Below are 13,972 nucleotides of genomic sequence, written 5' to 3'. Positions count from 1 at the left end.
CAGTCAAAGTGCTCCAGTCCATACGCCGCTTAACGGGCGCTTGCGCTTTTCTTATAACATTATGAAAGAATACTAATAAAGTTAACTGACCAGCTTCATACTCTACTCTAGCACTTGTTGTTTTGCTAGTGATTTTACCGATGCTAATCGGACCATTCTATTGAGATAATGTTTAATATCCTCTATGAAATCAGCTAGTTGAACCCCTATTTATCCACGAACACCTTCTAGTTGTTTATTTCTTTAGCTCTTGAAGAAAAATCTTAAACAATTTTTTAACCACTTTAGTAAATTTTTGTTAATATTATAGATATAGAGAAGTTTTTTCGTTTTTAACGAAACTTTTTCGCTAGCGATTCGTAGTATCGTATAGCAGCATTGGAGCTGAGGGAAGTTAATGGAAGCAATTGTGAAAAAAAGAATAAAACAAGTCATTAAAGGCGATCAAGATGCCTATGGTGAAATCGTTGAAATATATAAAAATAGTATCTATCAGCTGTGTTTCAGAATGCTTGGCAATCGACATGAAGCAGAGGATATGGCACAGGAAGCATTTATACGGGCTTTCGTGAATATCAAATCGTTTAACCAAAATTTGAAATTTTCCACATGGCTTTTTCGGATTGCAACCAATCTTTGTATCGACAGGATGCGAAAAAAGAAGCCGGATTATTATTTAGATGCAGAAGTTGCAGGAACAGAGGGATTAAATATGTATTCTCAGATTCCTTCTGATACCCCGCTTCCGGAAAAGGAGCTAGAAAGCTTAGAACTGCAGGAAGCGGTTCAGAAGGAAATCTTAAAACTGCCTGAAAAATATCGATCAGCAATCGTATTAAAATATATTGAAGAGTTGTCCTTAAATGAAATTAGTGAAATTCTTGACCTGCCCCTTGGGACAGTCAAAACAAGAATTCATCGTGGCCGTGAAGCTTTAAGACAACAATTACGATATGTGTGATAAGAGGTGAAATCATATATGTGCCCAGAACAGATCATCGAATTAATGCATGAATATTTAGACGAGGACATTGACCAAGAAAAGGAACAAATATTAAGAGACCACCTCCAAAGCTGTAAAGAGTGTGCACTCATTTTTAACGAACTTAAAAAGACGATAGCTTTTGTAAAAAGTACATCTCATGTGCAGGCACCCGCAGATTTTACGGCTAATGTTTTGTCACGGCTACCAAAGGAGAAAAAGAAGGTTTGGATGCAGCGTTGGGTAAAAACCCATCCGTTGCTGGCTGCTGCATCATTATTTTTCATATTAATGATGGGAAGCGTATTTTCTACCTGGAATCAGGACCGGGAGTTTTCTGTTTCAAAGCAAAAAAACTTAGTTGTAAAAAATAATACAGTCATTGTTCCTAAAGGGGAAACCGTTAAGGGCAATGTCATCGTTCGGAATGGGAAATTGAAGATCGAAGGTGAAATTCAGGGTGACGTAACGGTCATCAATGGCGAGAAGTATTTAGCGTCTGCCGGGCATGTTACTGGTCAAATAGAAGAAGTAAATGAAGTATTCGATTGGATTTGGTATCATATGAAAAAGACCGCTCAGGAAGTGGTTGATATTTTCGATCAGCCTAAATCTGAATAAAAAACAAATCACTCCTGGGAGTGATTTGTTTTGTTAAGAAGGTACATATAATAAGTACAAGGTACATTTATGTTATAATAAAATGGTTGTATTCAATCTACGTTTTAAGAAAGTTACGGAGGAAGAACAATGCCGTTTACTGATTTCACTGTTTGGAAGAGTTTAGCTAGTATTGTTGATATTGTCCTCGTATGGTATGTCATTTACAAGCTGATTAACGTTATAAAGGGAACGAAGGCCGTTCAGTTATTAAAAGGTATTCTGGTCATTCTTCTTGTCAGGGTTGTCGGTGAGTGGCTCGGCTTAATCACATTAAGCTGGATGATGCAACAGGCCATAAATTGGGGATTTCTTGCCATTATTATTATCTTTCAGCCTGAGCTTAGAAGGGCCCTTGAGCAATTAGGCAGAGGGCGGTTCTTTTCGCGAAGTAGTAATCAAGATGATGATAATCAGGAAAAAACGATCGAATCGATTATAAAGGCAACCGATTATATGGCAAAGCGCCGTATCGGTGCATTAATTTCGATTGAAAGAGAAACGGGTATGAGCGATTACATAGAAACCGGTATCCCGTTAAACGCGTCTATTTCTTCAGAACTGCTGATAAATATATTTATTCCGAACACACCGCTCCATGATGGTGCGGTTATTGTCCAAAAAAATAATGTTTCAGCAGCAGCTTGTTATCTTCCCTTATCCGAAAGCCCGTTTATTTCGAAGGAGCTAGGCACGAGACATCGAGCGGCATTAGGAATAAGTGAAGTCACGGATAGTGTAACCATCGTGGTTTCGGAAGAGACCGGGAACATCTCACTCACAAAGAATGGTGAACTTCATCGTGATGTTAAAATAGAGGAGCTCAGAGAATTACTTACGAGTGAATTGTTAATTCATAACAAAACGAAACAGGCTTCTTCAGCTCGTTGGAACTGGAGGGGGAAAAATAATGGATAAATGGATGGATAATCCTTGGTTTATCAAGATCCTTGCTTTATTATTGGCTGTTCTATTATATTCGACTGTACCTCATACAGGGACTAAGTTGACAGACGTTAATGTACCTGGGGAGAATACAACAGAGACATTAACGGATATTCCTGTAAAGGTTTACTATGATACGAAAAATTTAGTAGTGTCTGGGATTCCTAACACCATCGATATAACCTTAAAAGGGCCAATGACTCACGTTCAGTCTGCCAAGGCATCACAGAACTTCGAGGTTTATGTGGATTTAACTAACGCGAGGATTGGCAAACAGAAGGTGAAACTAAAGGTAAGAAATTTATCAGATAAATTAACAGCAACACTCAATCCTGCCAGTGTGACTGTAACGGTTCAGGAAAAAATCACGAAGGAATTTAAAGTGGAAGCAGAATTTAATTCGAACCAAATTGAAGAGGGATATTCTGCTGGACCACCAGTTGTTGAACCAAATAAAGTGAAAATTACCGGTGCCAAAAGTGCTATTGACCGAATTTCCTATGTAAAGGCCACTATTGAGGAAAAAAATAAACTGAAAGAATCAGTTACGAAAGAAGCTCGCATCCAAGTTCTAGACAAGGAACTAAATAAGTTAAATGTCGTGGTGGAACCTGAGACAGTTAAGGTCACGATTCCAATAAAAAGTAACACAAAAACCGTTCCCATTAACACTGTTAAAAAAGGAACAGCACCAGAAGGAGTTACCATTCAATCGATTGAACTTGACACAAATGAGGCCATTATTATGGGACAGGCAGAGGTTCTTAAGACGACTGAAAATGTTCGAGTCGAAGTGGATATCAGTAAAATTACCGAGAATACAACACTCACTTTACCTATCATTGTCTCCAATGGAATTACCAAGGTTACCCCGCAAACAGTAAAAGTAACCGTGGTGGTGAATAAGCAAGATGAGAAAACCATATCGGGTATCCCGTTAAAAATCCAAGGATTATCCGATAATTATCAAGCGGAGATAAATGATCCTGCAAATCAGTTGATAAATTTATTGATTAATGGTCCAAGCGGAGCATTAAACACTTTGAAACCCGATGACTTTTCTGCGTATATTGATTTGTCCAGCCTTACGGAGGGGAATCATGAAGTAAATATTCATGTGGAAGGTCCCCTTAATGTGAAGTGGAAACCTGATAAATCAAAAGCAAAAATAACGATTTCAAAAGCAAATGCATAAGATCCAGCAATATATGTTGAAGGAGAGATTTTTACAATGGGAAAATATTTCGGTACCGATGGAGTACGTGGAGTAGCAAATAGTGAATTAACGCCTGAAATGGCCTTTAAATTAGGTCGCTTTGGTGGATATGTGTTAACAAAAGATAAGGATCGTCCGAAAGTACTTATTGGCCGTGATACACGTATATCTGGACATATGCTGGAAGGGGCCCTTGTGGCAGGTTTGCTATCCATTGGTGCAGAAGTAATGCGTCTCGGAGTCATATCAACTCCTGGCGTCGCTTATTTAACAAAAGCATTAGGAGCGCAGGCAGGCGTGATGATTTCCGCTTCACATAATCCAGTCGCCGACAACGGAATTAAATTTTTCGGACCTGACGGATTCAAGCTTTCGGATGAACAGGAATTAGAAATTGAGGAGCTCATTGATTTACCGCAGGATCAACTGCCTCGTCCTACGGGCGCTGAACTTGGGCAGGTGATGGATTATTTCGAAGGCGGACAAAAGTATCTGCAATACTTGAAAAATACCGTTGAGGAAGATTTCTCTGGAATTCATATTGCTTTGGATTGTGCACACGGGGCCACTTCTTCGCTGGCGACACACTTATTTGCTGATTTGGATGCGGACCTGTCAACGATGGGTGCTTCACCAAATGGGTTAAATATCAACGCGGGTGTTGGGTCGACGCACCCTGAAGCACTTGTAAGTTTAGTGAAAGAAAAAGGAGCCGATATCGGTCTTTCCTTTGACGGTGATGGCGATCGTTTAATTGCGATTGACGAAAAGGGAAATATCATTGACGGTGACCAGATTATGTATATTTGCGGCAAGTATATGAAAGAACAAGGGCGCTTAAAGCACGGAACGATTGTATCAACAGTAATGAGCAATTTGGGTTTTTATAAAGCTCTTGAAAATCATGGAATCCACAGCGTACCAACCGCAGTTGGTGATCGCTATGTGGTGGAAGAAATGAAGAAGAATGGGTTTAACCTTGGCGGAGAACAATCAGGCCATATCATTTTCTTGGAGTATAACACCACAGGTGATGGCCTATTATCTGGGTTGCAATTAGTCAACATAATGAAGGCTACTCAAAAGCCATTATCGGAGTTGGCTGGTGAAATGAAGAAATACCCGCAAAAGCTAGTCAATGTAAGAGTAACGGATAAGCATCATGTAACCGATAATGCAAAAGTAAAAGAAGTTATTGAGCATGTAGAAGCTGAAATGGCTGGAAACGGAAGAATTCTTGTCCGTCCGTCGGGTACAGAACCGCTTGTCCGCGTCATGGCAGAGGCGTCGACAGAGGAACTTTGTGAAGACTACGTAAACCGAATCGTCGCGGTAGTAAAAGAAGAAATGGAATTAAAGGAATAAGTTAATTCATATGCATAAGGGAACGTGAAATAGCCCTTATGCATATTTTATTATGAATGGTTTTTGAATAAAAGTTTAACCTTTTAGTTTTTAGTTGACGGACGACTGACAAATCATGTACTATTAATTTGCTTTGCTTCTTTAAAGCAGGTTTATCCATTTTTTACAGAAAGGTGGGTTGGGGTAGCAAATAAAGTCTTAAAAAAGCGCCTGGACTAATCGAGAGACGGTTTGATTAGTTGACGAGGAGGAGGTTTATCGAATGTTCGGCGGATACCTCCCGGTTGGAGACGCACAACCGAAAATTTCTTCTTTAAAACACTTTGGCAACTCAGTGCACAAAGAGAGGAAAATGCGCAAACTAAATAAATGTATAAAAAGGTATAGACAGATACCTTACCAAAACAGAGATAAGGGGGCAAGTACGCCCTCAAAGCACCTTGCCCCCTGTATCAGGGAGGAAACAAAAAATGTGTGGAATTGTTGGATATATTGGAAATAATGACTCGAAAGAAATTTTATTAAAAGGTTTAGAAAAGCTTGAATATAGAGGCTATGACTCAGCTGGAATTGCTGTTAAAAATGAGAACGGCGTTCATGTATTTAAAGAAAAAGGTCGCATTGCTGATTTGCGTGCTATCGTTGATTTGGATGTAATGGCGAATATCGGAATTGGTCATACACGTTGGGCAACACACGGTGTTCCAAGCCAAGTGAATTCCCATCCCCATCAAAGTGCATCCGACCGTTTTACACTGGTTCATAACGGTGTCATCGAGAACTATGATCTGTTAAAACGTGAATATTTAACAGATGTTTCATTCGTGAGTGAAACGGATACGGAAGTCATTGTTCAGATGATTGAGTTATTTGTTCAGGATGGCTTAGAGGTAGTAGAAGCTTTCCGTAAAACGCTTACCCTTATACATGGATCCTATGCTCTTGCGCTTTTAGATGCTAGTGACAATGAAACCATCTATGTGGCAAAAAATAAAAGCCCATTGCTTGTTGGCTTAGGTGATGGTTTTAATGTAGTAGCAAGCGACGCGATGGCGATGCTGCAAGTAACGGATCAATACGTAGAATTAATGGACAAAGAAATCGTCATTGTCACAAAGGATGAAGTAACGATTCAAAATCTTAACGGCGAAGTCATTAACCGTTCACCATATAAAGCAGAACTAGATGCCAGCGATATTGAAAAGGGAACCTACCCACATTACATGCTGAAAGAAATCGATGAGCAGCCACTTGTGATGCGTAAGATTATTCAAACGTATCAGAATGAGCATGGTGAGTTAACAATTGACCGAGAAATCATCGATGCTTTAAATGAAGCAGATCGCCTGTATATTATTGCTGCTGGTACATCTTATCATGCCGGTCTTGTTGGCAAGCAGTTTATTGAAAAAATGGCGAAAATTCCGGTCGAAGTTCATATCTCAAGTGAATTTGGCTATAACATGCCTCTTCTTTCTGAAAAACCGTTGTTTATCTTCATTTCACAAAGCGGGGAAACAGCAGATAGCCGTGCTGTGCTTGTGAATGTGAAAGAAATGGGCTACCCTACGTTAACGATTACCAATGTTCCTGGTTCAACGCTTTCTCGTGAGGCTGATTTTACGCTTTTATTACACGCTGGCCCGGAAATTGCTGTTGCCTCTACAAAGGCTTACACAGCACAGATAGCTGTTCTTTCTATCTTGGCAGAAGTAACGGCGAAGAGCCGCGGCTTAAAAGTTGGCTTTGATCTTGTGAAAGAGCTCGGTATTGTCGCAAATGCAATAGAAGTTCTCTGCGATTCAAAGGAGTTAATTGAACAGATTGCTAGAGAGTTTTTATCCGTAACACGCAACTGCTTCTTTATCGGCCGTGGAATTGACTTCTATGTGGGATTAGAAGGTGCCTTGAAGCTGAAAGAAATTTCTTATATTCAAGCGGAAGGCTTTGCCGGCGGCGAATTAAAGCATGGAACGATTGCATTAATTGAGGAAGGTACGCCTGTCATTGCTCTTGCAACTCAAGAAAGCGTTAATTTAAGCATTCGCGGAAATGTGAAGGAAGTGGTGGCTCGTGGAGCAAACCCTTGTATCATTTCGATGAAGGGCTTAAATCATGACGAAGACAGCTTCGTCATTCCAGAAGTAAATGAATTATTAACACCGCTTATCTCTGTCATACCATTACAAATACTTGCTTACTACGCAGCCCTACACCGTGATTGCGACGTCGACAAACCGAGAAATCTCGCAAAATCGGTGACGGTTGAATAAGAGGGATTTATGCTTGAACCTAATTGTAGATTTGAAAGAAAGTTGCGATGTTTATAAGAAAGTTGCGATGTTTTAAAGAAAGTCGCGATGTTTATAAGAAAGTTGCGAAGCTTCCCCCCTTTAGATATGATTGTCTAAAGGGGTGTTTTTATGTCTAAAAGAAAAAGAGCATCTAAATGTTGAAAGACAAAAAAGTAGGGAACTGACTTAAAAATTGTCAATCAACATTATAAATAAAAATTTGATAAAGTGAGACTCAATCCATTTTCAGGATTGGGTCTTTTTTGTTAATACGGGTTTCTCCCAAATAAACACCTCCGCATTTGAGATAAATAATACCACACACATACATGGAAATTCTATGTATGTGTGTGGTAAAATATATCTGATAGTAAGAAAAACTGTCTTACACGTATTTATTAACTCAACTTTCAAAAAGGTGTTTCGCAATACTTACCGAACAACTTTAATAAAAAGGGAGAGTAATTATGTGGACAGATAATGATGAGTTAGAATACGAAGTAAATCGCACCAAGTTTCAATCAGGTGTTGGATGTTTAATTGTGGGATTTATTCTACTTGTGGTAATTATTGTTTCAGCTATGTCATTAACCTCAAAGGCATACGATAAACTTACAGAAGATACAGAACTGGTTGAGAGCAAATCTCCTGATCAAAACCATATCATTAAAGTGATAGTAAAAGGTACCCTTACCTTCAATGACCCAACTGTTGTGATTTCGTATAAAAACAATAAAATGGAACGTAAAATCAACAATGATAGAAAAAGTCTAAACCCTTCTGATGTTTCAATAAGTTGGAAAAATAACGAAGAAGCAACGATTCTGCTATTTGGCGAGAAACAATCCTCAGAGGTGGTTGAATTTAAATTACCAAACAAAGGATCTGAGTCTACTCCATTTCAAGTTGTTCAAAGTGAATTAGGGCTTTTCCCTTTTCAAAAAAGTGAATCTCCCAACCATGTCAATATCGTGGAATTAAGAAAGTACACCTATTCAAAAGGGATGGGGCGTTTCTACGATGAAGTCCCTATTGAAGTTTATTACGGAAAAATTGGAGACAACTTGCAGAGATATGGCGAGTTTGAAGGAGGTAACCCAAACAATAAGAACTCTTTCCAAATCCTTTGGAAGGATGATCAGCATGTATCGATTGATGCAAGAGCATACAATAAATCAATGGAAATAGAATTCAAATAAAAAGAGCTGATAGATTTCACTCCAAGTAGGTGGTGCGAATCTCAAAAATCTTACTAAGTCTTTGTGTTTGTATACTTGGATCAAGATTTTCATTTGAAGAAATAGGAACAATCGAAGTTTATGAAGGTAAAATAGGTTTTATTGAAATATTCCCAAGTGATTTTGGTTACAAAATACGTTCATTACTAAAGAAAAACAGTGTACTTTATTGAGGTAACTGGGGATGAGTTCATGATCATAATGAGTTGCAGCGGCAGCTCGTTTTTTTATTTTGTTAATGGGGGAGGCGCAGGTTAGTAGAACAAGAAATTTTTCTCTCCAACAAGACTAGTAGGGATTCACATATTAGCCTTACTAAAGGGGGCATTCCTTCAATAGGGATGCCCCTATGTTTTTTATCACTAGGCACAGTAACCAATTGAAGCCTAAGTCATACACTATGACAAAAGATATTTCCTTAATAAACCCTTAGAGGAGCATACTGATGGACAAACGAACTATAAATCCAGTGGGTGGAAATGTACCTCAACCTATCCGAATTGATGGAGCTGGAGGGATTGATTCCGGCCCGCGTAATGTTATGCGGGATCTTCAAAATCCGAATATGCTCGTCCCACCCATTACGGATGCAGGGTTGCTTCCTAACTTGAAATTCTCATTCTCAGATACTTCTATGAAATTAGATCACGGGGGATGGTCCCGTGAGATCACGGTGAGAGAACTTCCGATTGCGACCACACTTGCTGGAGTAAATATGAGCTTAACGGCCGGCGGAGTACGTGAACTCCATTGGCATAAACAAGCAGAATGGTCTTATATGCTGTTAGGACGGGCACGCATAACAGCAGTTGACCAAAACGGACGAAATTTCATCGCCGACGTTGGCCCGGGTGATCTTTGGTATTTCCCTCCAGGAATCCCCCATTCGATTCAAGGGTTGGAGCATTGCGAGTTCCTGCTCGTCTTTGATGACGGAAACTTTACCGATCTTTCCACCTTATCCATTTCCGATTGTTTTGCACATACTCCAAAAGAGGTTCTGTCGGCTAATTTCGGAGTGCCAGAGAGTGCTTTTAACTCCATTCCTTCTGAACAGGTATATATCTATCAGGGGGAGGTACCAGAAGGTTCATTGGAAAATCAAGAAGTCCAGTCTCCCTACGGTGAAGTGCCTTTAAGCTTCAAGTACGAGCTGTTGAAACAAACAGCCATCAAAACGCCTGGTGGTAGCGTACGAATTGTGGACTCTTCTAACTTTCCAATTTCAAAAACAATCGCAGCAGCACTCGTTGAGATTGAGCCTGGTGGAATGAGAGAACTACATTGGCATCCCAATAACGACGAGTGGCAGTATTACCTTACTGGACAAGGGAGAATGACTGTATTTATAGGAAACGGTGCAGCTCGTACATTTGATTATAGAGCTGGTGATGTCGGATACGTACCATTTGCTACTGGACACTATATTCAAAACACCGGTACTGAAACATTATGGTTTCTAGAGATGTTCAAAAGCAACCGCTTTGTAGACGTGTCACTAAATCAATGGATGGCACTTACTCCTAAAGAATTAGTTAAAAGCAACTTAAATGTTGGCTCAGAATTGATCGATTCTCTTCGGAAAGAGAAGTGGCCTGTTGTCAAATATCCAGGGTTTTCATACTACCCAAAAAACAGGTAGATAATTGTAAAATTTAACTGACTACCGACCTACTTAAACCGATACATTTGAGCATTTGGTCATCCATAGAGTTGTGGAGGTGATTGCGATGTACAAGACAATTTACGACTACGCAGCTGAAATTACACAAGATGTTATAAAAGCAAGAGGGGAAGCTATAAATGGCGAAAAGGAATTAATAGAAACTTACCTAAGTGATGAAGCTGTTTCCAAGTTATATAAAAAAATATTCAAAGTTCAATATGACCATTTAATTCTTTATGAGGTTGGCGTGGGAAAGAATTATTTTCTCCCGCAATCAAACTACTGTCAACCAAGTGTTGGTTTTCAAAATTCAACCTTTCTATGAATTTCCTAGTTGTTTTACATCTACTCTAAGTTGTATTGTGAAAATTTTCACTTAAACTCCCATGAAAGTAAAAAAGCTCAAACCCAAAAAAGAGCATAACAAAATTGACCCAGTAAAAACGCTTTTTAAAAAAAGGCTGAGCCTTCTGAGTGTTTATTATTGAGTTGCAACCCAAGATAAATTTTGGGTAACTGATCCAAACGGAAATGAGTGGGAATTTTTCTATACAAAAACGGATGTAGAAAATATGAATCACAACGAATCAGTTTGTTGTAAATCTTCAGTTGAACTAAAAGAAGAACAGTTGAATTCTTCATGTTGCATATCAAATGTGCAAAAAGTAGAAATTGTTGTTGACTCTTCAAAGTGATGCTCTCAAATTTCATTTTTCCCCTTAGGGCCACTTTTTCTTAATAAGATGGCCTTTTTATTATGAAAAAAGTGTGGCTTTGAAATAAAGTTTGATAATTTATAACAAAGTACGATAATTTTAAAAAAAGTTTGATCATTTATAATAGAGATTGTTAAAAACCCTGTATTAATAGGGTTTTTCTTTTGACCCTAAAACTCCATGTGTATTGTTCAATTAAAGGGCCATTTAATGGAGTAAGGCTCTCAAACAAAACTGGATATTTATGTTAGAATTGAGGTGAGGTTGTGAAGAAATATACTTAAACTAAAGGGAGTTTAGTTGAACAAGAAATACGACTTAATATTTAATATATTTAACAAAAGTGTATTTAAGAAAACGAAAAACACCGACCTGCTATAGTCGGTGTTTTGTTTACAGCGCCAAGGGGGATCGAACCCCTAACCTCATCACTGCCTGAAATGTGCTCTCCCACTTTTGTGGAGTCTGCAAGGGTTTCAACGTCCTTTGCAGATGGTTCTTTTTTCAGTAAGAAAGTAAAGTAAGGCTAAAAGCGGCATAACAACTCCAATTAGAGATGTGAAACTCCAGCCGCCATGGGCATAAGACCAACCGCCCAAAGAAGAGCCAATTGCTCCGCCAATGAAGAATATAGACATGAAAAGCCCGTTCAGTCGGCCTCTTGCTTCACTCCCCAATGAATAAATCACACGCTGTCCAAGCACAAGATTTCCCGATACGGCCGCATCCAGCATAATAGCGGCAAGAATGAGCAGTGCGAGAGCCGTTGTTGAATTGCCTTGAAAAAGATATGCCAGCAAAAAAGACAAGGTGGCAATAACCATTGCCAGTCCGGTCAAAAATCCGGTCCAGCCTTTATCCGCAAGTCTTCCAGCTATCGGTGCTGCTATCGCTCCTCCCACACCTGCCAACGCAAACAATGCGATGCCTTGCTGGGACATTCCGAAATCATCCGCCAATCGTAAAGGAACCACAGTCCAAAACAGGCTAAAGGCTCCAAATAAATAAGCTTGATAAATGGCACGGCGGCGCAATATAGGCGTTTGTTTTAAGAGGGCGCCTAAAGAGACAATTAATTTAACGTAGTTTATCGTAGGTGAAGGTCTACGCTCAGGGAGAATACGTGACAACAGAACCGTCAATAGAGCGATAACAATCGCCGACAAAGCAAATACTGTTTGCCACCCCCAAATACTGGTTATAAAGCTTGCCACCGGTCTGGCAAACATAATTCCGAGTAAGAGTCCACTCATCACGTTTCCGACCACGCGGCCGCGCTGCTCTTCAGACGCTAAATGGGCGGCATAGGGAACCAGTATTTGGGCTACCACAGATCCCAGTCCAATAAACAGGGACGCAGTCAGGAAAAATAGCGCATTGGGGGCGAATGTTGCCGCAAGCAATGCACATACCACAACAATTAGTGATACTGCCACGAGGCGCCGATTTTCAATAATGTCACTAAGCGGTACGATAAACAGCAGCCCTGCAACATAACCGATTTGTGTTAAGGTGACAATTAATCCTGCTGCTGCGGAAGAAAGCCCTGTAGAGACACTGATAGGTCCTACCAGGGTTTGCGCATAATAAAGATTGGCAACAATAAGACCGCATGCAGACGCTAACAGAAACATAATCCAGCTTGAAATGCGTTTACCCTCGATAAATTGATTCGTTTGCATTGTAATCCTCCCTATTTTCATTTTTTTTGTGTGCGGCAGGGCTAGCAATATTCAGTACTGCCATCACAAATTAAATAATGAACGTATAGTTTAGTAATTCATGTTTAAATGATATACTGAACGTACAGTTTTGTAAATAGTTTATTTTTTTCTTTTCGTTGAATATTTAGTATAATGACCGTATAGTTTTTATTGTAAAGGGGAGGATTCGTGTGAAGGCCAAAAGAGGACGTCCACGTAATGTTGAAACGCAAAAGTCTATCCTTTCTGCTTCATATGAATTGTTGCTGGAAAATGGCTTTGGATCGGTAACTGTAGAGAAAATTGCTGAGCGGGCCGGGGTTAGTAAAGCCACCATTTATAAATGGTGGACCAACAAAGCAGCCGTTGTTATGGACGGCTTTCTATCTGCTGCTGCGGCAAGACTGCCGGTGCCAGACACGGGTTCAGTATTTAATGACATACTAAACCATGCCACTAGTTTAGCTCGGTTTTTGACCAGTCGAGAGGGTAAAATCATTAAGGAGCTGATTGGTGAAGGGCAATTTGATTCAGGGCTAGCGGAGGCATACCGGACCAGATACTTCCATCCTCGCCGGCTTGAGGCTAAGCATCTTATGGAACGGGGGGTTCAGCGCGGGGAATTGAGAGAAAATCTCGATCTCGATTTAAGCATTGACCTCATTTACGGGCCAATTTTCTATAGATTGCTAGTGATAGGTGAAAATTTGGATGATGTTTATGTTGAAAATTTAGTGAAATATTCATTTACAGGAATTAATTCGATTGAATAGATACTCTAATCTTACCCTTTGCTTTACTGACGAGGTGAATTCAAGGAAGCAGATCGTTAAGGTAGATTTCTGCAATAACTAATGATATTAAATTTCAGGTTACTCAAGTTATGATATGCCATAGGAAAGATGTTGTTATCTACTGGTTAAGAATGGAAAAATTCAAAGTAAGAGACTTTCCCTTGGAGGAAAAGGTGTTTGTTAGGGATTTTAAATAAATCAAGAAGTAGTTCAGAGTGAGATTTTTCGTGGTTTTCCAATTGTTGCATTTTGGAAAGAAGCTGAAAATGATTTTTTGAAAATTGGCATTCCCATTTCGAGAAGAAGAACCTACTGATTAGTTTGATACTAAACTAAACCAGCTAATAGAAGCTTTAGTAATCTTCCACAATCGGGCGCTTTCCTGTAGCAAGG

Annotated in this window: 11 protein-coding genes and 1 pseudogene; 11 read left to right on the top strand and 1 reads right to left on the bottom strand. The window is 39.5% G+C overall.

The window, feature by feature from the left end:
* Positions 1–397: 397 nt before the first annotated feature.
* The 10 genes and pseudogenes from sigW to RTR43_RS12375 all read left to right on the top strand — a co-directional run.
* Complete coding sequence (sigW, locus tag RTR43_RS12420) at positions 398–961, top strand: RNA polymerase sigma factor SigW (RefSeq protein ID WP_312472291.1); 564 nt, start codon at positions 398–400, stop codon at positions 959–961.
* A gap of 18 nt (positions 962–979) precedes the next feature.
* Entirely contained in the window at positions 980–1,603 is a 624-nt protein-coding gene (rsiW, locus tag RTR43_RS12415; protein WP_312472288.1) for an anti-sigma-W factor RsiW, read from the top strand.
* 129 nt (positions 1,604–1,732) lie between these two features.
* Complete coding sequence (gene cdaA / locus RTR43_RS12410) at positions 1,733–2,560, top strand: diadenylate cyclase CdaA (protein WP_312472285.1); 828 nt, start codon at positions 1,733–1,735, stop codon at positions 2,558–2,560.
* A complete protein-coding gene (locus tag RTR43_RS12405) occupies positions 2,553–3,782 on the top strand; it encodes a CdaR family protein (RefSeq protein ID WP_312472284.1) in 1,230 nt (409 codons plus the stop codon). The genes cdaA and RTR43_RS12405 overlap by 8 nt, the downstream gene beginning before the upstream one ends.
* A 36-nt stretch (positions 3,783–3,818) precedes the next feature.
* Positions 3,819–5,168: a phosphoglucosamine mutase gene (gene glmM, locus RTR43_RS12400; protein ID WP_248737851.1), complete on the top strand. Its 1,350-nt coding sequence runs from the start codon at positions 3,819–3,821 to the stop codon at positions 5,166–5,168.
* Positions 5,169–5,638: 470 nt separating this feature from the next.
* A complete protein-coding gene (glmS, locus tag RTR43_RS12395) occupies positions 5,639–7,441 on the top strand; it encodes a glutamine--fructose-6-phosphate transaminase (isomerizing) (protein ID WP_312472280.1) in 1,803 nt (600 codons plus the stop codon).
* 488 nt (positions 7,442–7,929) lie between these two features.
* The gene (locus RTR43_RS12390) at positions 7,930–8,661 is read left to right on the top strand and encodes a hypothetical protein (RefSeq protein WP_312472278.1); all 732 of its coding nucleotides are present in this window, start codon (positions 7,930–7,932) and stop codon (positions 8,659–8,661) included.
* Positions 8,662–9,145: 484 nt separating this feature from the next.
* Entirely contained in the window at positions 9,146–10,342 is a 1,197-nt protein-coding gene (locus RTR43_RS12385; protein WP_312472276.1) for an oxalate decarboxylase family bicupin, read from the top strand.
* Positions 10,343–10,430: 88 nt separating this feature from the next.
* The gene (locus RTR43_RS12380; RefSeq protein ID WP_312472275.1) at positions 10,431–10,691 is read left to right on the top strand and encodes a hypothetical protein; all 261 of its coding nucleotides are present in this window, start codon (positions 10,431–10,433) and stop codon (positions 10,689–10,691) included.
* A 166-nt stretch (positions 10,692–10,857) separates the two neighbouring features.
* Positions 10,858–11,061: pseudogene (locus RTR43_RS12375) on the top strand (hypothetical protein); the annotation flags it as partial.
* A 497-nt stretch (positions 11,062–11,558) separates the two neighbouring features.
* On the opposite strand, the gene RTR43_RS12370 reads toward RTR43_RS12375, so the two are convergent.
* Entirely contained in the window at positions 11,559–12,764 is a 1,206-nt protein-coding gene (locus RTR43_RS12370; RefSeq protein ID WP_312472274.1) for an MFS transporter, read from the bottom strand.
* Between the two features lie 212 nt (positions 12,765–12,976).
* On the opposite strand from RTR43_RS12370, the gene RTR43_RS12365 reads away from it, so the two are divergent.
* Positions 12,977–13,558 (top strand): TetR/AcrR family transcriptional regulator, encoded by a 582-nt coding sequence (locus RTR43_RS12365; RefSeq protein ID WP_312472273.1) that lies wholly within the window; start codon positions 12,977–12,979, stop codon positions 13,556–13,558.
* Positions 13,559–13,972: the final 414 nt, after the last annotated feature.

This window comes from Neobacillus sp. (assembly GCF_031988165.1).
Lineage (GTDB): Bacteria > Bacillota > Bacilli > Bacillales > Cytobacillaceae > Neobacillus > Neobacillus rhizosphaerae.
Note: the sequence above shows the minus strand (reverse complement) of the source record. Positions and strands in the feature narration are given on the sequence as shown.

What these genes read in the sequence shown, in the direction of transcription:
- sigW (WP_312472291.1), top strand. Translation starts at nt 398, where the DNA reads ATGGAAGCAATTGTGAAAAAAAGAATAAAACAAGTCATTAAAGGCGAT.
- rsiW (WP_312472288.1), top strand. Translation starts at nt 980, where the DNA reads ATGTGCCCAGAACAGATCATCGAATTAATGCATGAATATTTAGACGAG.
- cdaA (WP_312472285.1), top strand. Translation starts at nt 1,733, where the DNA reads ATGCCGTTTACTGATTTCACTGTTTGGAAGAGTTTAGCTAGTATTGTT.
- RTR43_RS12405 (WP_312472284.1), top strand. Translation starts at nt 2,553, where the DNA reads ATGGATAAATGGATGGATAATCCTTGGTTTATCAAGATCCTTGCTTTA.
- glmM (WP_248737851.1), top strand. Translation starts at nt 3,819, where the DNA reads ATGGGAAAATATTTCGGTACCGATGGAGTACGTGGAGTAGCAAATAGT.
- glmS (WP_312472280.1), top strand. Translation starts at nt 5,639, where the DNA reads ATGTGTGGAATTGTTGGATATATTGGAAATAATGACTCGAAAGAAATT.
- RTR43_RS12390 (WP_312472278.1), top strand. Translation starts at nt 7,930, where the DNA reads ATGTGGACAGATAATGATGAGTTAGAATACGAAGTAAATCGCACCAAG.
- RTR43_RS12385 (WP_312472276.1), top strand. Translation starts at nt 9,146, where the DNA reads ATGGACAAACGAACTATAAATCCAGTGGGTGGAAATGTACCTCAACCT.
- RTR43_RS12380 (WP_312472275.1), top strand. Translation starts at nt 10,431, where the DNA reads ATGTACAAGACAATTTACGACTACGCAGCTGAAATTACACAAGATGTT.
- RTR43_RS12370 (WP_312472274.1), bottom strand. Translation starts at nt 12,764, where the DNA reads ATGCAAACGAATCAATTTATCGAGGGTAAACGCATTTCAAGCTGGATT.